General features: G+C 69.1%; 22 protein-coding genes. All 22 read left to right on the top strand.

Annotated elements, in window-relative coordinates:
- Positions 1-333: 333 nt before the first annotated feature.
- Complete coding sequence (locus tag NX1_RS37835) at positions 334-1,203, top strand: hypothetical protein (protein WP_157119622.1); 870 nt, start codon at positions 334-336, stop codon at positions 1,201-1,203.
- Complete coding sequence (locus NX1_RS08605; protein ID WP_245668396.1) at positions 1,200-2,450, top strand: cutinase family protein; 1,251 nt, start codon at positions 1,200-1,202, stop codon at positions 2,448-2,450. Before NX1_RS37835 ends, NX1_RS08605 begins: the two co-directional genes overlap by 4 nt.
- Positions 2,450-3,589 (top strand): lipase family protein, encoded by a 1,140-nt coding sequence (locus NX1_RS08600; protein WP_068056399.1) that lies wholly within the window; start codon positions 2,450-2,452, stop codon positions 3,587-3,589. The genes NX1_RS08605 and NX1_RS08600 overlap by 1 nt, the downstream gene beginning before the upstream one ends.
- 73 nt (positions 3,590-3,662) lie before the next feature.
- Positions 3,663-5,162: a cutinase family protein gene (locus NX1_RS08595; protein WP_084501250.1), complete on the top strand. Its 1,500-nt coding sequence runs from the start codon at positions 3,663-3,665 to the stop codon at positions 5,160-5,162.
- 126 nt (positions 5,163-5,288) lie between these two features.
- A complete protein-coding gene (locus NX1_RS08590; RefSeq protein ID WP_068056396.1) occupies positions 5,289-6,038 on the top strand; it encodes a DUF8176 domain-containing protein in 750 nt (249 codons plus the stop codon).
- A 3-nt stretch (positions 6,039-6,041) separates the two neighbouring features.
- Positions 6,042-6,722, top strand: a complete 681-nt coding sequence (locus tag NX1_RS08585) for a hypothetical protein (RefSeq protein WP_084501249.1) — start codon at positions 6,042-6,044, stop codon at positions 6,720-6,722.
- Complete coding sequence (locus NX1_RS08580; protein WP_068056393.1) at positions 6,719-7,015, top strand: hypothetical protein; 297 nt, start codon at positions 6,719-6,721, stop codon at positions 7,013-7,015. The genes NX1_RS08585 and NX1_RS08580 overlap by 4 nt, the downstream gene beginning before the upstream one ends.
- Before the next feature lie 137 nt (positions 7,016-7,152).
- Positions 7,153-7,980, top strand: a complete 828-nt coding sequence (locus tag NX1_RS08575) for an alpha/beta fold hydrolase (protein WP_169812202.1) — start codon at positions 7,153-7,155, stop codon at positions 7,978-7,980.
- Positions 7,977-8,207 carry a hypothetical protein gene (locus NX1_RS08570; RefSeq protein ID WP_157119621.1) on the top strand — a complete coding sequence of 77 codons (231 nt, stop codon included), beginning with the start codon at positions 7,977-7,979 and terminating at the stop codon, positions 8,205-8,207. The genes NX1_RS08575 and NX1_RS08570 overlap by 4 nt, the downstream gene beginning before the upstream one ends.
- Before the next feature lie 20 nt (positions 8,208-8,227).
- Complete coding sequence (locus NX1_RS08565) at positions 8,228-8,869, top strand: DUF8175 domain-containg protein (protein WP_084501247.1); 642 nt, start codon at positions 8,228-8,230, stop codon at positions 8,867-8,869.
- Between the two features lie 16 nt (positions 8,870-8,885).
- Positions 8,886-9,680, top strand: coding sequence for a DUF8175 domain-containg protein (locus NX1_RS08560; RefSeq protein ID WP_068056386.1), 795 nt, complete (start codon positions 8,886-8,888; stop codon positions 9,678-9,680).
- Between the two features lie 77 nt (positions 9,681-9,757).
- Positions 9,758-11,092 (top strand): hypothetical protein, encoded by a 1,335-nt coding sequence (locus tag NX1_RS38350; protein WP_068056385.1) that lies wholly within the window; start codon positions 9,758-9,760, stop codon positions 11,090-11,092.
- Positions 11,089-12,561 carry an SCO6880 family protein gene (locus NX1_RS08550; RefSeq protein WP_068056727.1) on the top strand — a complete coding sequence of 491 codons (1,473 nt, stop codon included), beginning with the start codon at positions 11,089-11,091 and terminating at the stop codon, positions 12,559-12,561. Before NX1_RS38350 ends, NX1_RS08550 begins: the two co-directional genes overlap by 4 nt.
- Positions 12,558-14,267, top strand: a complete 1,710-nt coding sequence (locus NX1_RS08545) for a putative type IV secretion/conjugal transfer ATPase (RefSeq protein ID WP_068056382.1) — start codon at positions 12,558-12,560, stop codon at positions 14,265-14,267. The genes NX1_RS08550 and NX1_RS08545 overlap by 4 nt, the downstream gene beginning before the upstream one ends.
- A gap of 6 nt (positions 14,268-14,273) precedes the next feature.
- Positions 14,274-15,416: a C40 family peptidase gene (locus NX1_RS08540; protein WP_245668394.1), complete on the top strand. Its 1,143-nt coding sequence runs from the start codon at positions 14,274-14,276 to the stop codon at positions 15,414-15,416.
- Entirely contained in the window at positions 15,413-16,078 is a 666-nt protein-coding gene (locus tag NX1_RS08535) for a hypothetical protein (protein ID WP_068056380.1), read from the top strand. Before NX1_RS08540 ends, NX1_RS08535 begins: the two co-directional genes overlap by 4 nt.
- On the top strand, positions 16,075-16,611 hold the full coding sequence (locus NX1_RS08530; protein ID WP_068056377.1) for a hypothetical protein: 537 nt from the start codon (positions 16,075-16,077) through the stop codon (positions 16,609-16,611). Before NX1_RS08535 ends, NX1_RS08530 begins: the two co-directional genes overlap by 4 nt.
- Positions 16,608-17,594: a hypothetical protein gene (locus NX1_RS08525; protein ID WP_068056375.1), complete on the top strand. Its 987-nt coding sequence runs from the start codon at positions 16,608-16,610 to the stop codon at positions 17,592-17,594. The genes NX1_RS08530 and NX1_RS08525 overlap by 4 nt, the downstream gene beginning before the upstream one ends.
- 42 nt (positions 17,595-17,636) lie before the next feature.
- Positions 17,637-18,539: a hypothetical protein gene (locus tag NX1_RS08520; protein ID WP_068056372.1), complete on the top strand. Its 903-nt coding sequence runs from the start codon at positions 17,637-17,639 to the stop codon at positions 18,537-18,539.
- A 60-nt stretch (positions 18,540-18,599) separates the two neighbouring features.
- Positions 18,600-19,535 (top strand): hypothetical protein, encoded by a 936-nt coding sequence (locus NX1_RS08515; protein WP_157119620.1) that lies wholly within the window; start codon positions 18,600-18,602, stop codon positions 19,533-19,535.
- A gap of 11 nt (positions 19,536-19,546) precedes the next feature.
- Complete coding sequence (locus NX1_RS36095; protein WP_157119619.1) at positions 19,547-20,548, top strand: hypothetical protein; 1,002 nt, start codon at positions 19,547-19,549, stop codon at positions 20,546-20,548.
- Positions 20,549-20,812: 264 nt separating this feature from the next.
- A complete protein-coding gene (locus NX1_RS08505) occupies positions 20,813-21,925 on the top strand; it encodes a hypothetical protein (protein WP_068056366.1) in 1,113 nt (370 codons plus the stop codon).
- Positions 21,926-21,927: the final 2 nt, after the last annotated feature.

The raw sequence follows: 21,927 nt of genomic DNA, 5'->3' as shown, positions 1-21,927 counted from the left end.
CGGTACGCCAGAACCCTAGCGCTCCAATGGGTTTCGTGGTTTGGATAGAAAGGCAAGTTCAAACCGTCTGAAAGGAAACAGTCTTGGACCCCTTCGTGATTCTGGGTTGGGTGAACACCGGTTTGTCGGTGCTCTCGAACGGCCTATCCGTGGTAGCGCAGGCTCTGGCGCTGGCCCTGCCCTTCATCTGACGCGCTCGCCCTGAGAAGCGTTCTCCCAGAGGCAAAGCCGCCTCTGGGAGCTGCGATACCCGCGCAGCCCCCGCGCATTCGTTAATTCCAAGAAAATTCCCCATTCCCCATCCCGCCTTCGGATGAAAGGGCCTATTTCCGCATGCCCAAATCCACAAAGTGCACCGGACGCGCCAGTCGCATGCTGCTGACCGGGACGGTTCCGATGGCCATGGTGATCGCCGCGTCGGGAATGGCGAGTGCCGCCGATATCCCAGCGGTGATCGCCGACCAGCCCGGGGTGACCGGGCCCTCGCAGCCGGGCACCACCCCGCCGGCAGCTCCGTATGCGCCGCCAGCACCCGAACCTGAGCCCGCGCCGCAACCGCCACCGCCGCCGGTGGTGTATTACTCCCAGCCGCCGCAGGTCCGCAACGAAGCTCCCTCGCGCCCGGCCCCGCCGCCGGAGGCGCCTGTGGAGCCGATCCGGATCGAGGAGATGCACCTGCCCGAACCGGTGGCACCGGTGGCGCCGATCGAAGCGCCGGAGAACACGATCCGCATCGGGCAATGGCAGAGCCCGCGCCCGGAGTGGCTACCGCCACGCTGCGCGGAGGTCGTCAACGACGCTGCCGCGGGTGCGGAGGCGCAGGTCGCGACCGCGCTGGACTCGATCGGCATCCCGGCCGGGCGCTCGGACCGGGTCAGCGGCACCACTCTCGCCGGTGCCGGGATCGGCGGCGCGGCAGGCGCAACGCTGGCGGGGGTACCGGTCGGCGCTGTCGGTGCGGTGGTCGGTGGCCTGATCGGCGGCACCATCGGCGGCATCGCCGGTGCCGCGCTCGGCACGGTCGTCCCGGTACCCGTGATCGGCACCGTCACATCAGGAGTCGCCGGTACCGCGCTCGGTGTCACCGCGGGCGCTGCGGCGGGTGCCGCGGTCGTCGGTGTCCCGGCCGCGGCCGTCGGTGCAGTCGCCGGCGGCACCGTCGGTGCCGGGTTCGGTGCCGGAGTGGGGGTCGGTCAGCCGTGAACACCCCCACCAGCGCCCGCGCACGCACTGCCGCGGCTGCCGCCGCGCTGATCACCGCGGTCGGCGTTGCTGCTGCGCCCACCGGAACCGGTGAGGCGTCGGCGGTGCCCGTCGGGCCGGGCTGCCCGGCGCTGTATGTGCTCGGAATTCAAGGCACTGGCCAGTCCTCGCCGACGGCGGATCCGCTGGCCGACACCGGTGTCGTCGGTGCTTTGATCGCGCCGGTGCTGTCGGCGGCACCGGGGTTGGTTCAGCGCAGCTACATTCCCTACGGCGCCGGATTCGGTGGCGCGGTCCCTGGCGGCGGACCGGATCCGTACGTGGCGTCGGTGAGCGACGCCCGCGCCCAGCTGGATGCCGCCGTCAGCCAGATCGCCGAGCAATGCCCCGCCACCATGATCGCCGGAATCGGCTACTCCCAAGGCGCACAAGCCATGTCGTCCTTCGCAGCTGACGTCGGCGCCGGAGTCGGGCCGGTCGGACCCGACCGCATCGCGGGGATCGCGCTGTATGCGCACCCCGACCGCGCGAACGGGGCTCCGATCTTTCCGGGCCGTCCCGGTCAGACGGTGCCCGACCCGGCGCCGGGGACCAGCGGGGCGGCGGTGTCGGCGGTGCGGCTGACCAATCCACCCGCGGCGGGTGGTGGCATCGCTGACGGTGCGACCGGCTATGGCGCGTTGACCGGGCGGGTGGCTGACATTTGCACTGACGGTGACCTGGCTTGCTCGGCGCCGGACCGTGCCGCGTTGCTGCGTGTGGGTGCCGAGATCGCCGCTCAAGCTGACCTGCGTGACCCGATCGCCGCGATCGGTTCCCTCAACGCCCTGTTCCACGCCGCGCTCGGTGATGCGTGGACCACTGTGGTGCTCAGCGACTTTCAGGTTGGCGGTGGCAACGTCGACTACACACCGCAGCTGCCGCTGGCGGCTCGGTTGATCGACGCCGCCGACCCCCGCATCCCCGCACCCACTTCTGGCGATGTTGGTGCGGCGGTGGCGCGGTGGAACGAGATCACCGCCGCTGTCGCTACGAATCCGATCGGGTTGCTGCCCACACTCGCCGGGCAGCTGAGTGTGGCGTGGGGGCAGTTGGTCGCCGACAACGCCGATCTGCTCAACCCGGCGGTCTGGCTGCGCTATGCCGACACCGTCGCCCGTCACAACGGCTACGCCCTGACCGGGCAACTCGACTCCGGGGTCGCGTGGATGGTCGCCCTCGCCCACGACATCGCAGGAACCCGCTGATGACCAATCCACTAGAACCCACTGCGTCCGAGGTCGACGACTTCTTCCTCGGCGGCCAGATCGGTTTCGATCCCCATCCCGGCGACATCCTGCGACGCCGCAGCATCGAACTCGCCGACCTGGACGAAGCCGGACGGGCCTTCCAACTCGTCTACGCCACCCGCGCCGGGTTCTCCGCACCCATCCCCGCCTCGGGCACCGTCATCGCCCCCGCGACCACCGAACTGACCGGGCCCGGCCCAATTCTGGTGTACTGCCCGTCCTTTCACGGGCTCGGCGGAGGCTGCGCACCCTCACAACTCCTGGCCGACGGTAGCGAACCCGAAGCGGTGTTCATCAGCGCGGCCCTGGCCCGCGGATGGACGGTCGCGGTGCCCGACGGGCTCGGCCTGGGCATGACCCGATTGGGGCCCCACCAGTTCCTGGCCGGGCGTGCCGCCGCCCACGCGGTGCTCGACTTCGCCCGCGCCGTGCGCGTGCTACCCGAACTTGACGCGGTCGACGCGCCTCTGGTCGTGTGGGGCTACGCCGACGGCGGGCGCGCGGCGGTGTGGGCGGCCGAACAACATCTCATCTACGCCCCCGATCTGGATCTGCGGGGTGTCGCGGCGGGCGCGGTCGTCGCTGATCCCGGGGCGCTGGTGCTCGGGCTCGATGGCGGGGCGTGGGCGGGGCTGGCGTTGGCCGGGCTCATCGGGCTGGGGCGCGCGTACGCGCATCTGCCTGTCGCCCACATCCTCACCGACGACGGCGAGCAAGCCGTGGCCGCGGCCAGCGACATGAACCTGACGGCGCTGCTGGCCACCTATCGCGATGTGCCGCTGGGGCGGTGGTGCGAGCGCCCCGATCCGTGGTCGGATCCGATCTGGCGGTATGTGCTCGCGAACGAAACCTCCGCGCGAGAAACACCTGTGGTGCCGGTGCACCTCTACCACGGCACCGAGGACACCCTCATCCCCGTCGGTATGGGGCGGCAGCTGTTCGCCGAATACCGCGCCCTTGGTGTCGATTTGTCCTGGCGCGAATACCCGACCGTGCACCGCGGCGCCGCCCAAGCCGGAGCGGGGGAAGCGATCGCCCGCTTGGCCAGCTACCTGCTGCGCCGCCCCACCACCCGGTCGGCCCCGCAGACCACCTGAATCGCCTGCCCGCACCCGAAGACCCCTCGCTGAGGGTGCGGGCAGGCCGCCCCGTCGAAATCGAGGTATCCCCGTGAACCGCAGCAGCTTCCCCAACATCATCGGACCGGCGTGCCGCGTGGTGGCGGCGATGGTGGCGTCGGCCGTGGTCTCGATCGCAGGCATCAGTGCCGTCGGCGCCGATACCGATGTGCCGATCGGTGCGAGCTGCCCGAGTCTGTACGTCCTGGGCGTGCAGGGCGGGCCGGAGTCGTCGGCGGGTGGGACCACCACGAGCGATTCCGGTGCGTTGGGGCAGGTGCTCGGTCTCGTGGCGGCTGTGGCGGGGGAGTTGGTGCAACGCGCCTATGTCCCGTACGGCCGCGGATCCGACGGCAGCCAGCTGCCCTACGACCAGGCCGTCCCCGCGGCGGCGCAGCGGCTCGAGCAGATGGCCACCGACGTCGTCGCCCGCTGCCCGGACACCAAGATCGCCGCCGCCGGCTACGCCCACGGCGCGCCCGCCGTGTCGAGTTTCGCCCACCGCGTCGCCAGCGGCACCGCCGCGATCAGCGCCGAGCAGGTCGCGGCGATCGCGTTGCTGGCCAACCCCACCCGCGCAGCGAGCACACCGGTGCTGCCTGGGTCCGAATCCAGCACCCCGTCCCCGGCGCCCGGCACGGCGGGGGAGAAGGTCTCGGCGATCACCCTGACCAACCCTCCACTATCTGGGGCAGGGATCACCGCCGCACCGCAGCCGGGATTCGGCGGGTTGACCGGCCGCGTCGCCGACCTGTGCGTCCCCGGCGATGCCACCTGCGACCTCCGGACCGGTTCGCCGCTGGCGACAACGGTCGCCAACATCGCCGCCCGATCCGACCTGCGCGACCCTATTGCCGCGATTTCCACTGTCGCACAAGCATTGTCGACGACGGTGTACTCCACCGCGGTGGACGTGGTCAACGAAGACCTGACCGGGGTGAGCCTGGACCAACTGTCCTACGACCCCGCCAAAACACTCGGCCAGCGCTTGGCCGAAGCCTCCCAACCCAGCAGCGCACCACCCGGCCCGGATGAAGCACTGTCCGCGCTGTTCAAGCTCGGCACGATCGGCCTGAACGCGGTGGTGTCGGTGGCGCAGAAGGTGTTCACCCCCGCCACGATCGCCGAGCTGGCCACGGTCGGGCTGGCCGATCCGTGGGCGGCGGTCGCGACGTTGGGCGCCGAACTCGCCGGCGCGGTCGTGGAGTTGGTGCCACCGCAGACAGCCAGCCGCTGGATCAACGACGCCTTCGAGGCGATCACCAGCACCATCACCGACACCAGTCAGCTCTACACCCTGTCCGCGTCAGCCCAATACAGCGACACCACCGGACGCCACGGCTCCTACCGCAGCGCCCCCGCCACACCCGAGGGCCGCTCGGCGATGGCTGCGACCGCGGACTGGTTCACCGCCGTGGCCCGCGACCTCGCGACCGCGACACCGACCACGGCAACCCCCAAACCTCGCCCTACCGGGCCCACGTCCACGAGACCGGCCCCAACGACCAGGAGCACGCCCGCCACGCCGTCGATACCACGCGGCGGGCCCTAAAGCCCCTTCGGGCGGACGCCGAACCAGGATCTTGCGCCCGTCAAGCCTGATTCGCCCCGGCAGCTCCGCCCGAAGGGCCCCTGTCCCCGATCCGAGATCCCCAAGCCGAGGAGGTGACCACTCGACATGACCGACACCGGCACACACCGACCCGAACCCGACACCCGACCCGAACACGGAGCCGGATGGCTCCAACCCGGCGAACCGGTTGCCCTGCAAGCCGTCTCGCCCGACACCGACACCGACCCCAACATCGACGGCGGCGCGGGTGCGGCGCAGGGCGAGTGGCAGTGGATACAGCACCGGCCCGCACCGCCGCCGGTGACCGCTGGCATGCCGCGCGGTCGTCGGTTGCCGTGGCGTGCATGGGTTGGCTTGGCCGCCGCGCTGGGTGTCGCTGTGGCGCTCGTGATCGCTGGGATCGTGTCGATCGCCGAGGGTGATTCCACACCCGCGGTGATTCCGACGCTGACCGCGCCCCTACCGAGGACCACCGTCACACCGGCTGCGGCCGGGGCTTGCACGGGTCTGTCCGGTCAGGCCGTCACCGATGGTCCAGGGGACACCCTCAGCCTGACCGGGGTGATCGCGGCGTTCGAGCATGCCTACTACGTGCAACGCAATGCCGAGGCCGCGCTGCGGCTGATCGCGCCGCAGGTCGGAATCATCTCCGAGGAGTTGGCGGCCGGTATCGACTCCATCCCACCGGGCACCGTCCACTGCGTGGCGATCACCCCGATCGCCGAGGGTGCGGCCGAGGTGCATTTGGTCGAGCTGCGACCGGACGGGCAACGCATCGACTACCTGCAACTGATCAACGCTCGCCACGACCCGGACGGCGCCACGGTGATCACCAACATCCAGAAGCGGGGCTGAACCATGGCCGCACCGCTGCACCTGCACACCACCGGCCACCCGGCGCCGCCACCGGGCGCGGATCGCCGCCTCGATCCGGACACGATCGCCGCACCGGCGGCCGAACGGCGGGCGCCGGTGCGCGAACAGCCGCTGTCCACCACCGGGGCGTATCCGCCGTTGTTCGCGGTGCTCGGCGCCCACGGCGGCGCCGGTGCCTCGACCTTGGCGCGATGGTGGGCCCCGGCCGCTGACACCGGACTGGCCTGGCCCGCTTCACCCGCGACCACTCAGCGGGTCCTGGTGGCGGCGCGACTGTGCATGCCAGGTCTGACCGCGGCCGCCGAGCGGCTACGGGAATGGCACGCCGGGCTGGCCCCCGACGGTGTCACCATCATCGGCCTGGCGCTGTCGGCCGCCAGGCCCGGGAAGGTTCCCACCGCGGTGCGCCGCTACCGCGGTGTCGTCGCCGAGCTGGTGGGGACGGTCTACGAGATCGGCTGGCACGACGAACTGGTCGTGCGCGAAATCGCCGAACTAGCGCAATACACCCCCTTCGACCCGGCACCGCGTAGGCGTCGGCGGCCCCGTCTGACCGAGGCGGTCCCCGCCGACGTGCACACCGCAGGCACCCAGATCATCACGCACCTGGCCGCCACCCGCACAACTGCGGCGGCACAACATGATTCGGAGCACACGTCATGACCACCGCCCCCGTGGTCGGCGAGAAGCTGACCGCCCTCGCCCAGGAAATCACGATCACCCCCACCGTTCCGCCGGGGGCACCGCAGCTGGTCAACCTGGTCAACTACTTGTCCTGGATCGTCATGCTCGCCGGGATCGCCTCGCTGATCTACGCAGGTGGGAAATTCGGGTGGGAACGCTTCCACGGCGGAGCGATCGAATCCCCGAAGATCATCCTCGGCGCCCTGGTCGGCGGCATCATCGCCACCAGCGCTGGCGCGATCATGAACGCCGTCGTCACCGGAGGCGCATAACCATGCGCGCCAACCGAATCCACCCCCGCCTAACCACAGCCGCCCTAGTCGGAAGACGCAGTAGCGACCGGCCGTTCCCCGCCGTCCCTATCGGCTTGCCCGGACCGGTCACACCCGTCGACGCAGAGCAGGTGACTGTGGCTGGCGCAGACGGGATCGCGTTGTCGGCGACGCGTCTGGGGCCCGCCGCAGCCCCGGCGAGCGTGGTCTACATCCCCGGACTGCTCACCGACTCCACCTACTGGACTCCGCTGACCAGCCACCTGCGTGCTCGCCTCGACGGCGGCATCGCCCAGATCATCTACTCTCGCCCGAAACCTCACCTCGACGACCGATCGGCAGCCCGCCCTGCCGTGCCGGTGCTGGTCGAGGACCTCGACACGATCCTGTCCCTCGCTCGCGGTGCGATCATCCTGGTCGCGCACTCGGTCGGATCGCTTGTACTGCAAGCGTGGGCTGCGCAGTACCCGCGCCGCGCTGGCGCGTTGGCGGGACTGGTCCTGCTCAACCCGTGGCCGAACCTTCTCGACCTCACCGCGCTGCTCGAGGCCCACGGTGCCCGTGGGGCTCGACGACGCGAACATCGCCTCCTCGCCGAGCTGACCAGCCACCTCTACGACCCGCCCAACGGTGGTCTGCCCCGGCGCAGCCGCATCGCCACAAGCAAGACAGACGTCGATGCCCTCGGCGTGGTGCTGGCCAGCTACCAGGGCACCCCGTTCACCGACGAGGTAGTCAGCGTCCTACGCGGTATCCCGACCTGGGTGTTGGCCGGGCTATCGGATCCGATCATCGCCCCGCGCCGAACACAGATGTTGGCCGAGCGTCTCTGGGCGGACTACGACGTCATTCCTGGTGCCGGTCACTCTCTCCCGTACGTCGACCCCGTCCGAGCTGCCGAGCCGATCGTGGCCGCGCTCGAGGTCGCCTACCGCGACCATCAGCACGGGAGGTCGTCGTGGTGACCGCTAGACCGCTTCCCGTGCAGGTGCTTTCGCCGTTGACGCAGCTGCTGGGCTGGCTGGCGTGGTTGGTGATGCTGCTGTGCATCGCTCGCGCGGTCTGGGTGGGCGGGCTGCTCGCGATTCGTCGCTACCGCGAAGAAAGTCTCGAAGGACTCCTCGGCGCGCTGCTCAGCGCGGCGCTGCTCGGCGCCGCCAGTTCGATCGCGATCGCTGTGCTCCCCAACTGACGTGCCCACCAGGAGAATTCGTGAACACCACCCGCACCCACCGCCTCGGCGTCATCACTGCGCTGGCCTTCACCGGACCCATCGCCGCTGCCGGGCTCCTCGCCTGCACCAGCGACGACACCGCATCATGGACCCCGACACCCTCGTCGGCCGCGACCGTGACACCTCCGACAGGGCTGGCGTGGCGGCCCTTCCAAGGCATCGAGTTACCGGTCGCCGATCAAGGCCCCCGCCGCACCGAGGGGCCGGTGACAGGTGGGTTCGTTCGGTCCCCGGCAGGTGCGGCGCTGGCGGCGATCCATGCCGCGGTGCGGATGTCGATCGCCCCCGACAGCCAATGGGCCGCGGTCGGCCAGCAGATGCTCGCCCCCGGACCCGGCCGCGATGCCTGGGCCACCGCGCGGGCCCAGATCTCGATCACCACCCCGATCACCGCGGGCGCACCAAAGATCCTGGGCTACCAAGTGACCCGCTACACCCTCGATGCCACCGACGTCGAGATCTACAGCCGCCACCCCGACAACTCCCTGACGCGCAACACCACCCACGTGGTGTGGCAGCGCGAGGACTGGCGGCTGCGACTACCTGACAACCCCACCGCCAATCCGGTCACCACTGTCCCGATAGCACCGGCCGACATGGTCACGTTCCCGCCCCGGTGAGGAGACCCAACGAATCATGAAAACCCAACGCCTGCTGATCATCCTGCTCGTCAGCATCAGCGTCGTCGTGATCACCGCCTTCGTGGTCACCATCACCCGCGACGACCAGCCTCGCGACATTCTCGCTGATCCCGGCCACGGCCCCACCGAACGCACCTACCCCGAATCGACAACGACACCGCCGCTGCCGCCGAGCACCGACCTGTTCGGCAACCGACTCGAAACCCCCGCCCAGGACTCCGGAGTCGTTCTAGCGCAGGATTTCACGACCCGGCCCGACCCGGCGCGCCCGGACTACCTGAGCACGGCACCCGCGCGGATGCAGTGGCAACGCGGGTGGGGCGGGGCTGCGCTTCCGTTCTCGAGCAGCGACGGCCCGACCGCGGTCTTCGACGGTGTGGCGATCGCGTTCGCGCGCACACCACAAGGTGCGGCGCTGGCCGCCTTCGACGCGATGGCACGAGCCTTGTCCGCGCCAGAAGGCGTCTGGCAGCAGGTGGTGCGCGAACGCTACCACGGCGGTGGCCAACCCCTGCTGGACCGATTCGCTCGTTCCCGGCGCACCATCGGCGCGGCCCGCTACGTCGTGGTTCCCGACGGGGTGCGGATCCAACCCGGTTATCGCGACGACCTGGCGGTCGTGCAGTTCGCGACCCGCGACGACCTCGGCTACACGGTCGCGACCTGGCCGATGACCTGGATCGACGGCGACTGGCGCGTCCGCGTCCCCGACAACATCGAAACCCTCTGGGGACCAGGCACTTCGGTAGCCACCTTGACGGGATTCGGGTCATGGAAGAGCCAGCCATGACCCACCCCATACTCGCGAACACCACCCACGGAGCCGAAGGCTGGCGAACACAGCTACCCGGACCTAATCTCTGCGACTTGCCCCTCGGACCGCGGCAAGCCTGCGAAGAACTCCAGCAAACCGCCTCCGCGGCGGCGTCTTCGGCCTTCGACGATCTCGCGGACATGCTGCTCGAGGCTTTCGCGCGGATTCTGCGAATGGCGTTGACGTGGTGGACCGACCTTCCCGCGCCTGAGCTGGCCGGGCCTGGTGGCGAGCCGGGCCCGGCGCTGGCGGCGATCCGTGACTACACCAGCGGCCTGCAAATAGTGTTCCTGACGACCGGAATCATCTTCGCCGCAGCACGACTGGTGCTCGCCAAGCGAGGTGGCCTCGCTGCAGAGGCGCAGGACAGCTTCCTGATGCTGGCGCGGGCGGTGATCGCGTCGATGACCTTCGCCGCGGTCATCGCCGCCGGAACCCGAGCCGGTGACGGCTTCGCCAACTGGGTCATTTTCGATGCCAGCAGCGGAGATTGGGCGGGAGTGGTCAACCGGTTGACCGACTTCGACGCCGAAACCCGCTCCGGGCTCGGGACCGGAGTCCTGCTGCTGGTCGGTCTGCTCGGCCTGATCAGCACCTTGATTCAGCTGGTGATGCTGGTGATCCGGCAAGCACTGTTGATCGTGGTCGTCGCGCTGATCCCCATGGCCGCCGCCGCCTCCGGGACGGGTCCCGGATCGCAGGCCTACAAACGGCTCTTGGCGTGGGCATTGGCTTTCGTGCTGTGGAAACCGGTCGGCGCGCTGGTGTACGCGATCGCGTTCGCGGTGATCGGGAACGAGGATCAACGCGATCCGCAGCTGGTGCTGCTCGGGCTGATCCTGCTGGTGATGAGCGTGGTGGTCCTGCCCGCGCTGATCCGGCTCGTCGCCCCCGCGGTCGCGACCCTCGGTGGAGGTGGCGGGGCGACGGCCGTGCTGGCCGGTGGCGCGGCCGGCGTCGCGATGGCCTCCCTCGGCGGGCGCGGGGAAGGCCGCAAGGTAAGTGAGGGGGAGAACGCGCCGAGTGGATCATCAGCGACCGGTTCCGCGGCAGGACCGACCGGCGGCGGTGGGGGACGCCCTATGTCGGGAGGCGGGGGTTCGCCAGGTTCGGGTCTCGGTACTGCCGGTGGCGCCCAGTCCGGCACGAGTTCGGGTGGTGGCGGAGGCGGTGTGCGGCCTAGCGGCGGAGGGTCGGGGAAGTCTGCGGGCGCCAAGGCTGCTGGCGGTGGTGGTGGCGCGGGTGCGGCCGGTGCGGTGGTGATGGGTGCGCAGATGGGTGCAAGTGCTGCTCAGCACGGGGTTGCGGCTGTCGACAGTCAGGTGCGCGAGGCGAGCGAAGCCGGGTGGGATCCGGACGCGCTCGGGCCGGGGGAGGTGCGGCGATGACCGCGCGCATGTACGGCCGCTGGGAACGGCCCCGCTCCGCCGGCTTCTTCGGCCTGACGTGGGGTGTGTCGATGCTGGGGCTTGGACTGATCGTCATGGTGATGGTGGGGTTCATGCTCACCCGATCCCTGACTGTCGCCGGTGGGCTGATCGCGGTCGCAGCGGTGATGTTCACCCCGCTGGCGATCACCCGAAACGGCCGCACCGGCTGGGAAATCCTGTTGCTGCGTGTGCAATTCGCCGCAGCTCGAGCCCGTGGCGAGCACGTTTACCGCGCGGGCCGGTTCTCCAGAATCCCCGGTGTCGCGAAACTGCCGGGCTTGCTGGCAGATTCGCGATTGACCGAATACGAGACCGCGGGTGGCAAGCGGTTCGCGATGATCCACATCCGCCGCAGCGACCACTACGCGGTCGTGGTGCGGGTGATCCCGCGCGGCAAGGAACTGGTCGACCAGGCCCAGATCGACGCTTGGGTGGAAGGATTCGGGCAGTTTCTGGCCACCCAGAGCCGCGGCGGGGAAGTGGTGGCGGTGACCGCGGTGCTGGACAACGTGGTCGAGACCCGCCTCAAGCAAGCGCGTGAGGTGGCACGCCTGGTGCGCCCGGACGCGCCTGAGTATGCGCAGGCGGTGATGCGGGAGGCCGCCGCCGATGCCGGTGGGGTCGGTGTTCGCATCGAAGCGCGGATCGCGATCACCTACCGCGCCATCGGTAGAGGCAAGATCCGTCGCGACGAAGCCGAGCAGGCTCGCGAGATCGGGCAACGCCTGCAAGGGGTCCTGTCCCAACTCGCCCGCGCTGGCTTGCCCGCGACTCCGTTGCAGGCGTGGGAAGTGCTGGGCCTGGTGCGCACTCGCTACGACCTGGCCGCTCAACGTGATGTCGAGGCCGCGGGCGCGGACATCATGTCGAGTCAGTCGTGGGACAGTGTCGGGCCGATAGCGCACAAGGATCGGTGGGACCACTACCTGCATGACGGCGCGCGCTCGATCACCTGGGAGATGGACGCGGCTCCGCGTGGGGCGGTGATGGAAACCGTGCTCGAGGAGCTGCTGCGTCCGCGCGCGGACATCCCGCGCAAGCGGGTCGCGATCGTGTACCGGCTGCACTCGGCCGCGGAGGCCACCAGCCTGGTGGACTCCGATTTCCGCGACGCTGTCGCCGCTGAACAGACCGAACGCGGGATCGCCTCGGCCTCAGCCCGCATCCGCGTCGGCAACACCCAGGCCGCGCGTGAGGAGCAAGCCCGCGGGGCTGGGTTGACGCGGTTCGGGGTGCTGGTGACGGTGACCGATCACCTCGATGGGGATCTGCCCGGGATCGAAGCCTCGGTCAAGGGGATGGCGGCGGCGTCGCGGTTGGGGGTGCGTCGTTGCTACGGCAGCCAAGCCGCCGCGTTCGCCGCGAGCCTAGGGATCGGGTTGATCCTGCCCGAGCACACCTCGATCTCGAAGCGGGTGTCGGCATGAAAACCCTCCGCGCCGCTGCTTCTCGTCCTGCCCGTACCGAGACCGTCGCGGGCGTGTGTGTGCTCACCTCCCAGGCGCGCGCCGCGGCCGAGGCCGCCGCCGCCCGCCCTGGTCTGCGTGGCTGGCGGGCGCGGCTGGCGATATCGAGCGATGATCATCGACGCGCCACCGCCGCCCGACGCGCGGAAGACCTCGGGCGCGATGGCTTCGACCGATCGCTGGCCACCCTGACCGACCGCGGATATCGCGGGCCCGGCGGTGGCCGTGCCGGTGTCGTCGCGGCCACTCCGGAATGGCGTGCCACCACTGTCCAGGTCGCCGGGTTGTGGCCTTTCGCCGTCGGCGCGAGCGCCCCCACGGTTGGTACACCGGTGGGTGCGCACTACATCACCGGCGCACCGGTGCATTTCGACCCAATGAGCTGGTTCCTCAAAGGATTCATCACCGCACCGATCGCATTCGTTCTGGCGCTCAACGGATTCGGCAAGTCCAGCCTGATCCGGCGGATGGTGACCGGTGCGGTCGCGGCGGGGGAGACGGTGCTGTGCATGGGCGACACCAAACCCGACTACCGCGACCTCGTCGAACGACTCGGCGGACACGTCGTCGACGTCGGGTATGGGCACGGGACCCTCAACCCCCTCGACGTCGGAGCCCTCGGCGCGGTCGTGCAGCGGCTCACCGACCCCGATCAACGCCGCCAGGTCACCGCGCGAGTCGAAGCCGGGCAGGTCAACATCGTCGCCGGACTCATCGAGCTAGTTCGCGGGTCGCGGGTGGCCGACTACGAGGAAGTCCTGATTGCCGCCGGGCTGCGCGAACTCTACAGCCCGGCCGGTGGTTTCAGCTACGACAATCCGCCGCTGCTGTCGGACCTGCTCGAGGTCATCTCCGGCGGGGCCGAGCGGTTGCGGCAGTTCGCCGAGGAAGACGACGAACCCACCTACCGGGCAAGCACCAAAACCCTGCGCCGCTCGCTACGAGCGCTCGTCGAGGGCCCGTTCGGTGCGATCTTCAACGGCCCCACCACTACCCGTCTGGATTTGGCGAGTCCGGCGGTGTGCGTCGATGTTTCGCGGATCCCCGAAGGGGACACGAAGCTCTTGGCCGCAGTGCTGATGGTCTGCTGGAGTGAAGGATTTGGCGCCGTCGCCGCCGCGCACGCGCTCGCTGATGCCGGGCTCGCTCGGCCGCACACTTTCGAAGTCGTCATGGACGAGATCTGGCGCGTCCTCGGGGTCGGCGCGTTCATGGTCGACCGGGTTGACGCGCTGACTCGCCTGAATCGCGGTTTGGGGACCGGGTTGATCATGTGCTCGCACACAATCAAAGACCTCGCCGCCTTCGATTCCCCAGCCGCCCAGGCCAAAGCGCTCGGCTTCTTCGAACGGGCCCGCGCCAAACTCGTCGGTCCGGTTGGCCCCGAGGAGATCGACCGCATCCGCAACGCGGTCGGCATCACCGACACCGAAAAGCTTCTCGTCACCTCCTGGGCCGCGCCCCGGCCGCCCAGCGACGACGACCTCGACCCGACGCGGCGTGAAACACCGCCCGGCACAGGTTGTTTCCTGCTCAAGACCGGTGAAGCTGCGGAGCCGGGGATCCCGTTCCGGATGATGTTCACCCCTACCGAGCGCGATGCGGATGTGCACAACACCAACCGCCGCTTCGACAACCTCCCCGCTGTCGGTGAGGCGAGCAGGTGATCGCTGGTGGATACCTCCTCGCGCGCGGTGATCGCCACCGCGTTGGGCCTACCGGCGGCACTGCTGCTGTTGATGCTGATCGTCGGCGCCGAGCCCACGCTCACCTGCACGACACCGCTGGCTTCCGGAGGTGCGGCGGGGGTGAGTGGCCCGACAGGACAGACGGTGGCGGGGCTGTCGGAGGGCCAGTTGCAGTTGGCGCGCAACGGGGTGGCGATCGGCAAGCAGCGGGGGATGCCGGAGTCGGTGATCGTCTCCGAGTTGGCGGCGCAGGCAACGGAATCCAGCTTCCGCAATCTGGCCAACCCGACGGTGCCGGAGTCGCTGAACTACGCCAACGACGGGCTCGGCTACGACCACGACTCGGTCGGCCCGCACCAAATGCGCGCCAGCATCTGGGGATCGGTCGGCATCGCAAAGTTGATGGACCCGGTCTACCAGATCAACTGGTTCTACGACCAAGCCGAACGACTCGGCAATACCGCTGGGCCGATGTCACCGGCCGAGCTCGCTCAGGAGATCGAACGGTCGGCGCCCAACGCCTATGCGGGGCAGTTGGAGCTCGCGCGCCGGCTGTATGCGCTATTCGCCGACATCGACCCCGCCTCGATGCCCCGCACACCCGCCGGGGCACCAGCAGCAGGATGCGGGCCGAACGGCTCCGGCACACCACTACCAGCGCAGGCCAGCGAGTTCGGGCGAGCGGTCATCGAGCACGCCGCCCGCTGGATCGGCACCCCGTATGTGTGGGGCGGCGGAGACACCACCGGCCCGACCGGCGGCGGATTCGATTGCAGCGGATTGACGCTGTATGCGGTCTACCACGCCTCGGGCGGGCGGATCAGGTTGCCGCACTACACCCAAGCCCAACAAGACCACCCCACCGCTCAAATCATTCCGTTCGCCGAGCGGGCCCCGGGGGACCTGATCTTCTTCACCGCCCAAGGCGATACGGATTCCCATCACGTCGGCATCTACTACGGCCGCGACGAGCAAGGCCGGGACCTGCTGCTACATGCCCCGCAGTCTGGGCAAACCGTGACCCTCACCCCGCTGTCGGCGTGGGACGGCGAGCACATCGATGTGCGCCGCTATTCGGTCCCCGCCACCTCTAGTCCCGACACCAGCCTCCCAGGAGGTCGCACATGAAAACCCGTCCCCCGTCGGTCACCGGTGGCCAGATCACCCCCGAGATAGTGGTGCGCGTACGCGCTGCCTCCCTGCGAAAGTTCACCAGGAAACGGCAATTCGACCAGGTCGCGGTCCAACACGGCTTCACCGATTCGTGCAGTTTCGAGCGGTTCGTGACCGCGTTACTCGATGTCGCCGGAGTCGACTACGAAGGGTTGCGCCAAGTCGAGGCCGCGCGGCGCACCGTGCACCGCCGACTGGTGGCCATGGCGCGGCGCGGGCCGCGATTGATGTTGTGGTCAGCGGCCACCATGGATGCCTTCATCGTCTGCCGGGCCGACGGCCGAGTCATCTGGCACGACCACTTTCCGCCCGACTGCCCCGTCGCGAGCGGCATCGCCGCAGCGGAAACCTCGGCACGGCAGGCGATTTGGCTGGCAGGTCAAGCCCGCGTCCATTGGGGCGCTGAAGCGGCCACCCTGCACCTGATCTTGGCTCGTAGCCGTGGAGTCGAGCTGATCAAGCTGCATCACGCGGCCGTTACCGCGGCGCTGGTGCTGGATGTGGTCACCGATCCGGTACACAACCCCGCCGCCGAACAATGCACTCACCCCACCGTCGTCGACTGGCACCGCACCGACCTGGGCGCGCTGATCCATTCACCCCGGGAATCGGCGTGAGTACCACCGCCTTCGTCCTCGTCGTGGCCGTAGCGCTGGGCCTGGCGGCGTGCTCGTCCACCACTCCCGACACCGTGCTGCCCACCCCGGACCAGTGCCGCGCCGATCGGTTCGCTGCGCCCTACAACGAGCTGGATCCGTGCCGGGCCGAGGCGGTCCTTGCTGCGGCGGTGACCGCGATCTTCGGGTATCGGCCGCGTGAGCACGCCGACCCGCGCGCCGCGTTTCGGGTCGCCTACCCGCTGATGGACCCGCGGTTCGCCAACCAGGCCGAACCTTCTGCGCTGGTGTGGGCGCCGATCACCGCCGAGCAATTCCAGCGCTGGCAGCACGACGGCATCGAGCTGACCACGACGGTGCGGATCACTTCTGATGACCACCCGGCCGACACCGCCACCACCGCCAGCCGTGTTCTCGCCGTCAGCCTCCAACCGCACGACCAGGTCGGCATCGAGTTCGCGGTCTATGCCCACGCCAGCCGCGCCAGCGAGAGTGCGGCGTGGCTGCTGTCGGGGATGGAGGTGGCTTCGTGAGCGGGGATCCGGTCGAAGAAGGCAGCCAAGTCGTGCGGCAAGGATTCGTCCAAGCTCTGCAGACCGCGCACACCACCGCCGCGCTGATGCGCGGGCGCGGCGGTGAATCCCGGTCGAAGGCCGAACATGTCCAACGCATGAACGACGCCGCGGCCAAGGAGCAACGCTCAAGCCTCGAACACTGGATCCGCGTGCGGGATGCGATCGAATCATCCAGCCAGGCAAGGGAATTGAATTCTGCCAGGGTGCAGGAAGTCCGTGCCCGGATCTGGCGCGGCGGACAGCTGCATGAGCTGGATATGCGCCACAAGGAACGCCAAATCGAGCGGGCCGATGAAGACCTGGACCGCCGCAATGCGGCGGGGAGGTTGGAACGCAAGCAGAAAAAGGAGCTCCACAAGCATCAGGTCGACGGCTACGTCAACCGGGAAGCCCGCGCGGTAGAGATGCACAACCTGGAGGTCGAGTACAAGCAGCTGCTCATCGACATCCGTCGCCGCGCCGCCGGTTTCGCCGACTCGCTGACCGAGCACGGTGATGCCGGGGCCGCGATGGGTTCGGCGGCGGCGTTCGCCAACGCCCAGACGGCGGAGGGGCTCTCGGATAAGCATCAGCAGGCCGCGGCAGCCTACCGGGCGCGGCTGGCCGAGGACGCCGGCATGGATGTCGATGACTTCGAGGCTCTGGCTGACCTCGCGGCGGCGTGGGAGCAGGCCGGGCCGTGGCAGGGCGCTCTCGATGATGTTGCCGGGCTGACCGAACAGCTGAGCTTCGCCACGCAGCTCGAGCACGATACCGGCGACGTCGTAGTCGACGCCGAGGTTCTCGACGCCGGGGCCCGCGATGGCTCGCTCATCGAGACAGCGATCGAGACCGCGGGGTTGACCGGTGTGGACTACGACGCGGTCATCGACGTGGACATCGAACTCGATCCGGTCGAGATCCCGCTGGGGCCCGTGCCGGAAACGGGGGTCGAGCGATGAACACACCGACGATTGCGCTGCCGCTGGGCGGGTGGCGGTGAGATGGACGCTCCGACTTTGTTGCAGGCGCATCTGCTCAAAGCGGTGCAGAACCTCGCCTACGACAACCACCAGTTGCAGGCGCGGGCTCGGGCCACCGGCCAAGCCGATACGTCGCCGGAGTTACTGCGCACACTCGAAATCGGTGAGCGCTCTCGTGAACAACTCGAAGCCACCGCGGTCGCGATCGGCGTGCCGAAGGCGTGGATCGACTACGCCCGCGCCGCCGGGCAACGCGGCGCGCTGTGGCAGCCGGGACAGGTGATGCTTGGCTCCGGGCACGTGCCGCGCCACACGCTGATCGCCGCGCTTTCCCGGGAAATGCACGGGTTGCAGGACATGGCCGGTGTCCATGCCGCCTACACCGGCCGGGGCGACCTGGGCGGTGGTCCGGTCGCGGAATTTCGGCGGGTCATGGGTATGACTTGGCAGCGCCTCGGCGCGGTCTCCCACGCCTTGACGCTGAGCGAGGAGGAACGCCATCAGGTCTGGCAGCGCGGGCGCCAGCACTGGTCTACGGTGGTCGCCGCGCAGGTACGCGACTATCCCGACCAGGAACTGGTGCGACGCTGGAATCAGGTGGCGGGCATGGAGTTTCCCGTGGTGGCCGCGCCGATCCTGGTCCTGCAATGGGCTGGAATCACCCACGAAGATTCCGCCGCCCAGATGCCGATCTCCCCGGACCGCATGGTCGAACTCGCCGCCACCGCCCTCACCGAACACACCCAGGACGCCGAGCGGCTGACCGTCACCGACCCGGGCCGCGACCACGACACCGCAACGGCGATCAACGCCGCGATCGACGCCGCCGGACTCACAGCTCTGCCGGGGAAAGCCGATCTCGCCGAGGAGGCGGTGGAGCCCGCACATCCACCACGTGAGCTCGACGCCGGGCGAGGGTTATAGCCGGTCCTCGTAGCTCGAAAACTACTGCACACCAACGCTTTACATGGAAAGGCAAACGACGTGAATCAACCACTACCGGAGCTGGAACGATTACCGAGCTGGAAGGTGCGGTTGCTCGAACGTATCCAGAACCTCTCCGCCGTTCACGCTCGGGTGCTGATGCAGGGGCATCCGGAATATCAACCGCACTACGGTGAGGGGCATATCCCGATCCAAAGCTGGCGGGCGCATCTGCGGGCGTTGGAGGCCGACCGCGGCGAGATCGAGATCCACGCTGCCGCCGTCGGGGTGCCTTCCGTGGCGATCGCCGCAGCGCAGGCGGCGGGGCAGCGGGGCCTGCAATGGGACGAGGTTTCCCATGCCGTGCCCACGCTGCGGCATGGTGAGGACCCGGTTCGCGGCCACATGGTCGATGGAATCACCTCGGATGTGTGGCAGCTCGAGCACATGGCCGTGATCAGCGTGGAGCATCGGCTGCGCGGGTTCGACGGCCGGGTGGCACGTGATGCCGGGGCGGACGCGCAGTTCGAGGCGAACATGGTCGCGTTGTGGGCGCGGGCTGACACCACCGCCCACGTGATCGGTGTGACTGCCGAGGAAGCCAGCCAGTTGTGGGAGCGTGATGGGGCCGGGTGGCAGCACCTGGCTGGGGTGGTGCGCGGCTACGACGACGCCGAACTGCACGAGCGGTGGCGCACCTACGCCTGGCCCGGAATCGAACACGAAGCCCGCCGCGGCAGTGATGATCTCGTCTTGGCTCACCAAACCCACGCCGAGCTCGACCTGGCACCACCGACCCCGCATGTGCTGATCCATCGCGCGACTGAAGCGATCTCCACGATCGATCCCACGATGTCGACCACTACCGCGGAGATCGGGTCAGCGGTCGGGGCCGCACTCCCCGATGACTCGGGCCGGGATTGGGTCAGCGAAGCCAGTACCGAAACTGGGCACCGGACAACCGATTCCGGTCCAGATCCCGGCTACGAGCTCTGAAGGACGCGGCGATGACCACCCCCGATTCCTCACCCCCGGACACTGTGGTCGGCTGGCAAGCTCAGCTGCTGCTGCGGATCCGGATGCTGGCCGCCGAACACACCCGCGTCCGCAACGCGGGCTACGAAATCACCGAGGACCCCGACCTCAACGTCGAGCACCGCGCCGCCTACCTAGCACACCTGGACACCCTGGAAGCCGAGCGCGAGCAGGTCGAGCAGACCGCGCTGAGCGCGGGGCTCGATCCCACTTGGATAGAGGACATCCGCGAACTCGGTACCCGCGATGTCCGTCCACCCATCCGGCCGACCGCCGCACGCCCCGCGCCCGCGCGCGACAACGCCGCTCAGGAGATGTATGTCGACATGCTCGGGGTGGATTTGTGGCATTTGGAACGCATGGCTAGCCTGTCCGCGGCGCGCGCGGATCGTATCGCCACCGGCCGGTGGAGTTTCGGTGCCAATCCGATGGCCGAACAACGCTTCGCCGACAACATGCAGGCGCGTTACCAGCGTGTCACCGCCCTGGCTCACGCCGCCGAGATCAGCCCGGCCGAGGCCGAAACCCTGTGGGGCGCTGGTGCTGAAGGCGCGCGCCGCGCGCATGCGGTGTTTGTCGAAACCTACGACGAGCTCAGTGTGGTCGCCGAATGGAACTCCTACGCCATCGCCAGCCCGGATCTGGCGATCCCGCCCTACCTTCCCGCCGACTCCGCTACCGCCACCCCCACCGCTGGCGCGCACGCCTGGCCACCGACGCCGCAGCAGATGGTCGACGCCGCCAGCGCCTCGCTGCGCGCGCGCTTCGTCGACGCCGCATTGTCCGACAGCGGTGTGATCGACGACCTCACCGCCGACCACACCGCCATCACCACCGCGATCGAGGCCGCGCTGCCCGATGGCGGCGGCGACGCCGCGCTGCCCGTCGGTGACACCGTCGGGGCCGGTGAGCTCGACTATCCCGCCGACTCATACGAGCCGCGCCTCGCGACCGATTTCGGCACCGAGATATGACCACGACACCCCGAAAGGATTCGCTGCGAACCGACAGACTGAAACCTGCTCCTGCCTAACGCTTTTCGTTGACGTCTGGTTACGGGCCAACAGACCGTGACGTCGAACCCTGCCTGCCGGGACATTCCTGCGCCGCACCACCACTTGGCGGTCGCCTGGCGCTACGCCTTCCACTTTCCGGAGGTCGTCGATGTCCACCACCACCGCATCACCACACCTGTCCCACTCATCGGTGCACGTTGAGCTGGAGCCGGGGGCTCGGGCATGAGCTGGCCCGATCCGCCCCGCGGACCCACCGACCCCGCCTACTACAGTGACGCCGCCACCAGTCTCGAAGCCGAGGTCCGCGCCGATTTCGCGCTCTATCGCCAGCTGCGGGAGATCGCCCCGTACGGTGAAACCCCCGAACAGCAGCAAGAACTCACCGCCCGCGCCGACGAGCTGGCTGCCACGCGGGGCCGCAGTGAATCGGTCGAGGCTCGCACACTGTGGGGGCAGCTGCAAGCTGCGGTCGCCGGATATGAAGCCCGCCCCGAGACCACCCGTCAACTCTTCGCCCGCCTCGACCAAGCGAAAGCAGCCGGTGATCTCCCGGTCGACGAGCTGGCGTGGCGCAACCTGCGCCAGGCCGCCGAAGTCACCGGCCACCTGGAAACCACGGTCACCGGCTCGGACCAGGACGGTGCTCGCTGGCAGCCACCGCAGCGCTCCCGCACACGTGAGGCGCAGCGCCCCACCCTGTTCGACCGGGCTCTCGGTGGGCGCGGGCCCGAGCTGACCACCCTGACCGAGGTCGACGCGGTCATCGCCGAGACCGATCGGCTGCTGGCGATCGAAGAAGAACTCGGCGACCTCAACCGCGGCGAGCACGAGCACACCGACTTGCTGCCCGAGCGCCTGCGTCCGCCACCAGGCGCCGACACCCACACCGGCGAACCCGACCGCGAGTCCGCGCAGATCACCGCGCTGCGCGAGGTGCAGGACTTCACCGCCGAGCACGCGCGGCTGGTCGAGAACTGGGACAGCTCACCCGAGCACGATCAAGCCCACATCGCGCGCCTGGAATCCCTGCTCGCCGCCGCGCGCACCGCACGAACGACCGCCGCCGACGCGGGGGTAGCGCTGGCCGATATCGAAGCGGTCTACCTCGCCGGGCGCGAGGGCACCTACTGGCACCAACAACCCGGTGACCCACAGCTGGCCAACCGAGACCGACCAGTGAGCGAACCAGACCCACTCCCAGAAGGCGCCGAGATCGAAGCCGCCATCGAGGCGGCGATGCCCGAGGGCGAGGCCGCCGACTGGAGCGCCGAGCACGCCGAGGACGCCACCGCCGTGGTGGAGCACCGCGACCTAGGCGTCGATGTTGCCTCGTGAAA

It is taken from the genome of Nocardia xishanensis NBRC 101358 (assembly GCF_001613365.1).
GTDB lineage: Bacteria > Actinomycetota > Actinomycetes > Mycobacteriales > Mycobacteriaceae > Nocardia > Nocardia xishanensis.
This window is presented reverse-complemented; position numbering and strand designations above follow the sequence as displayed.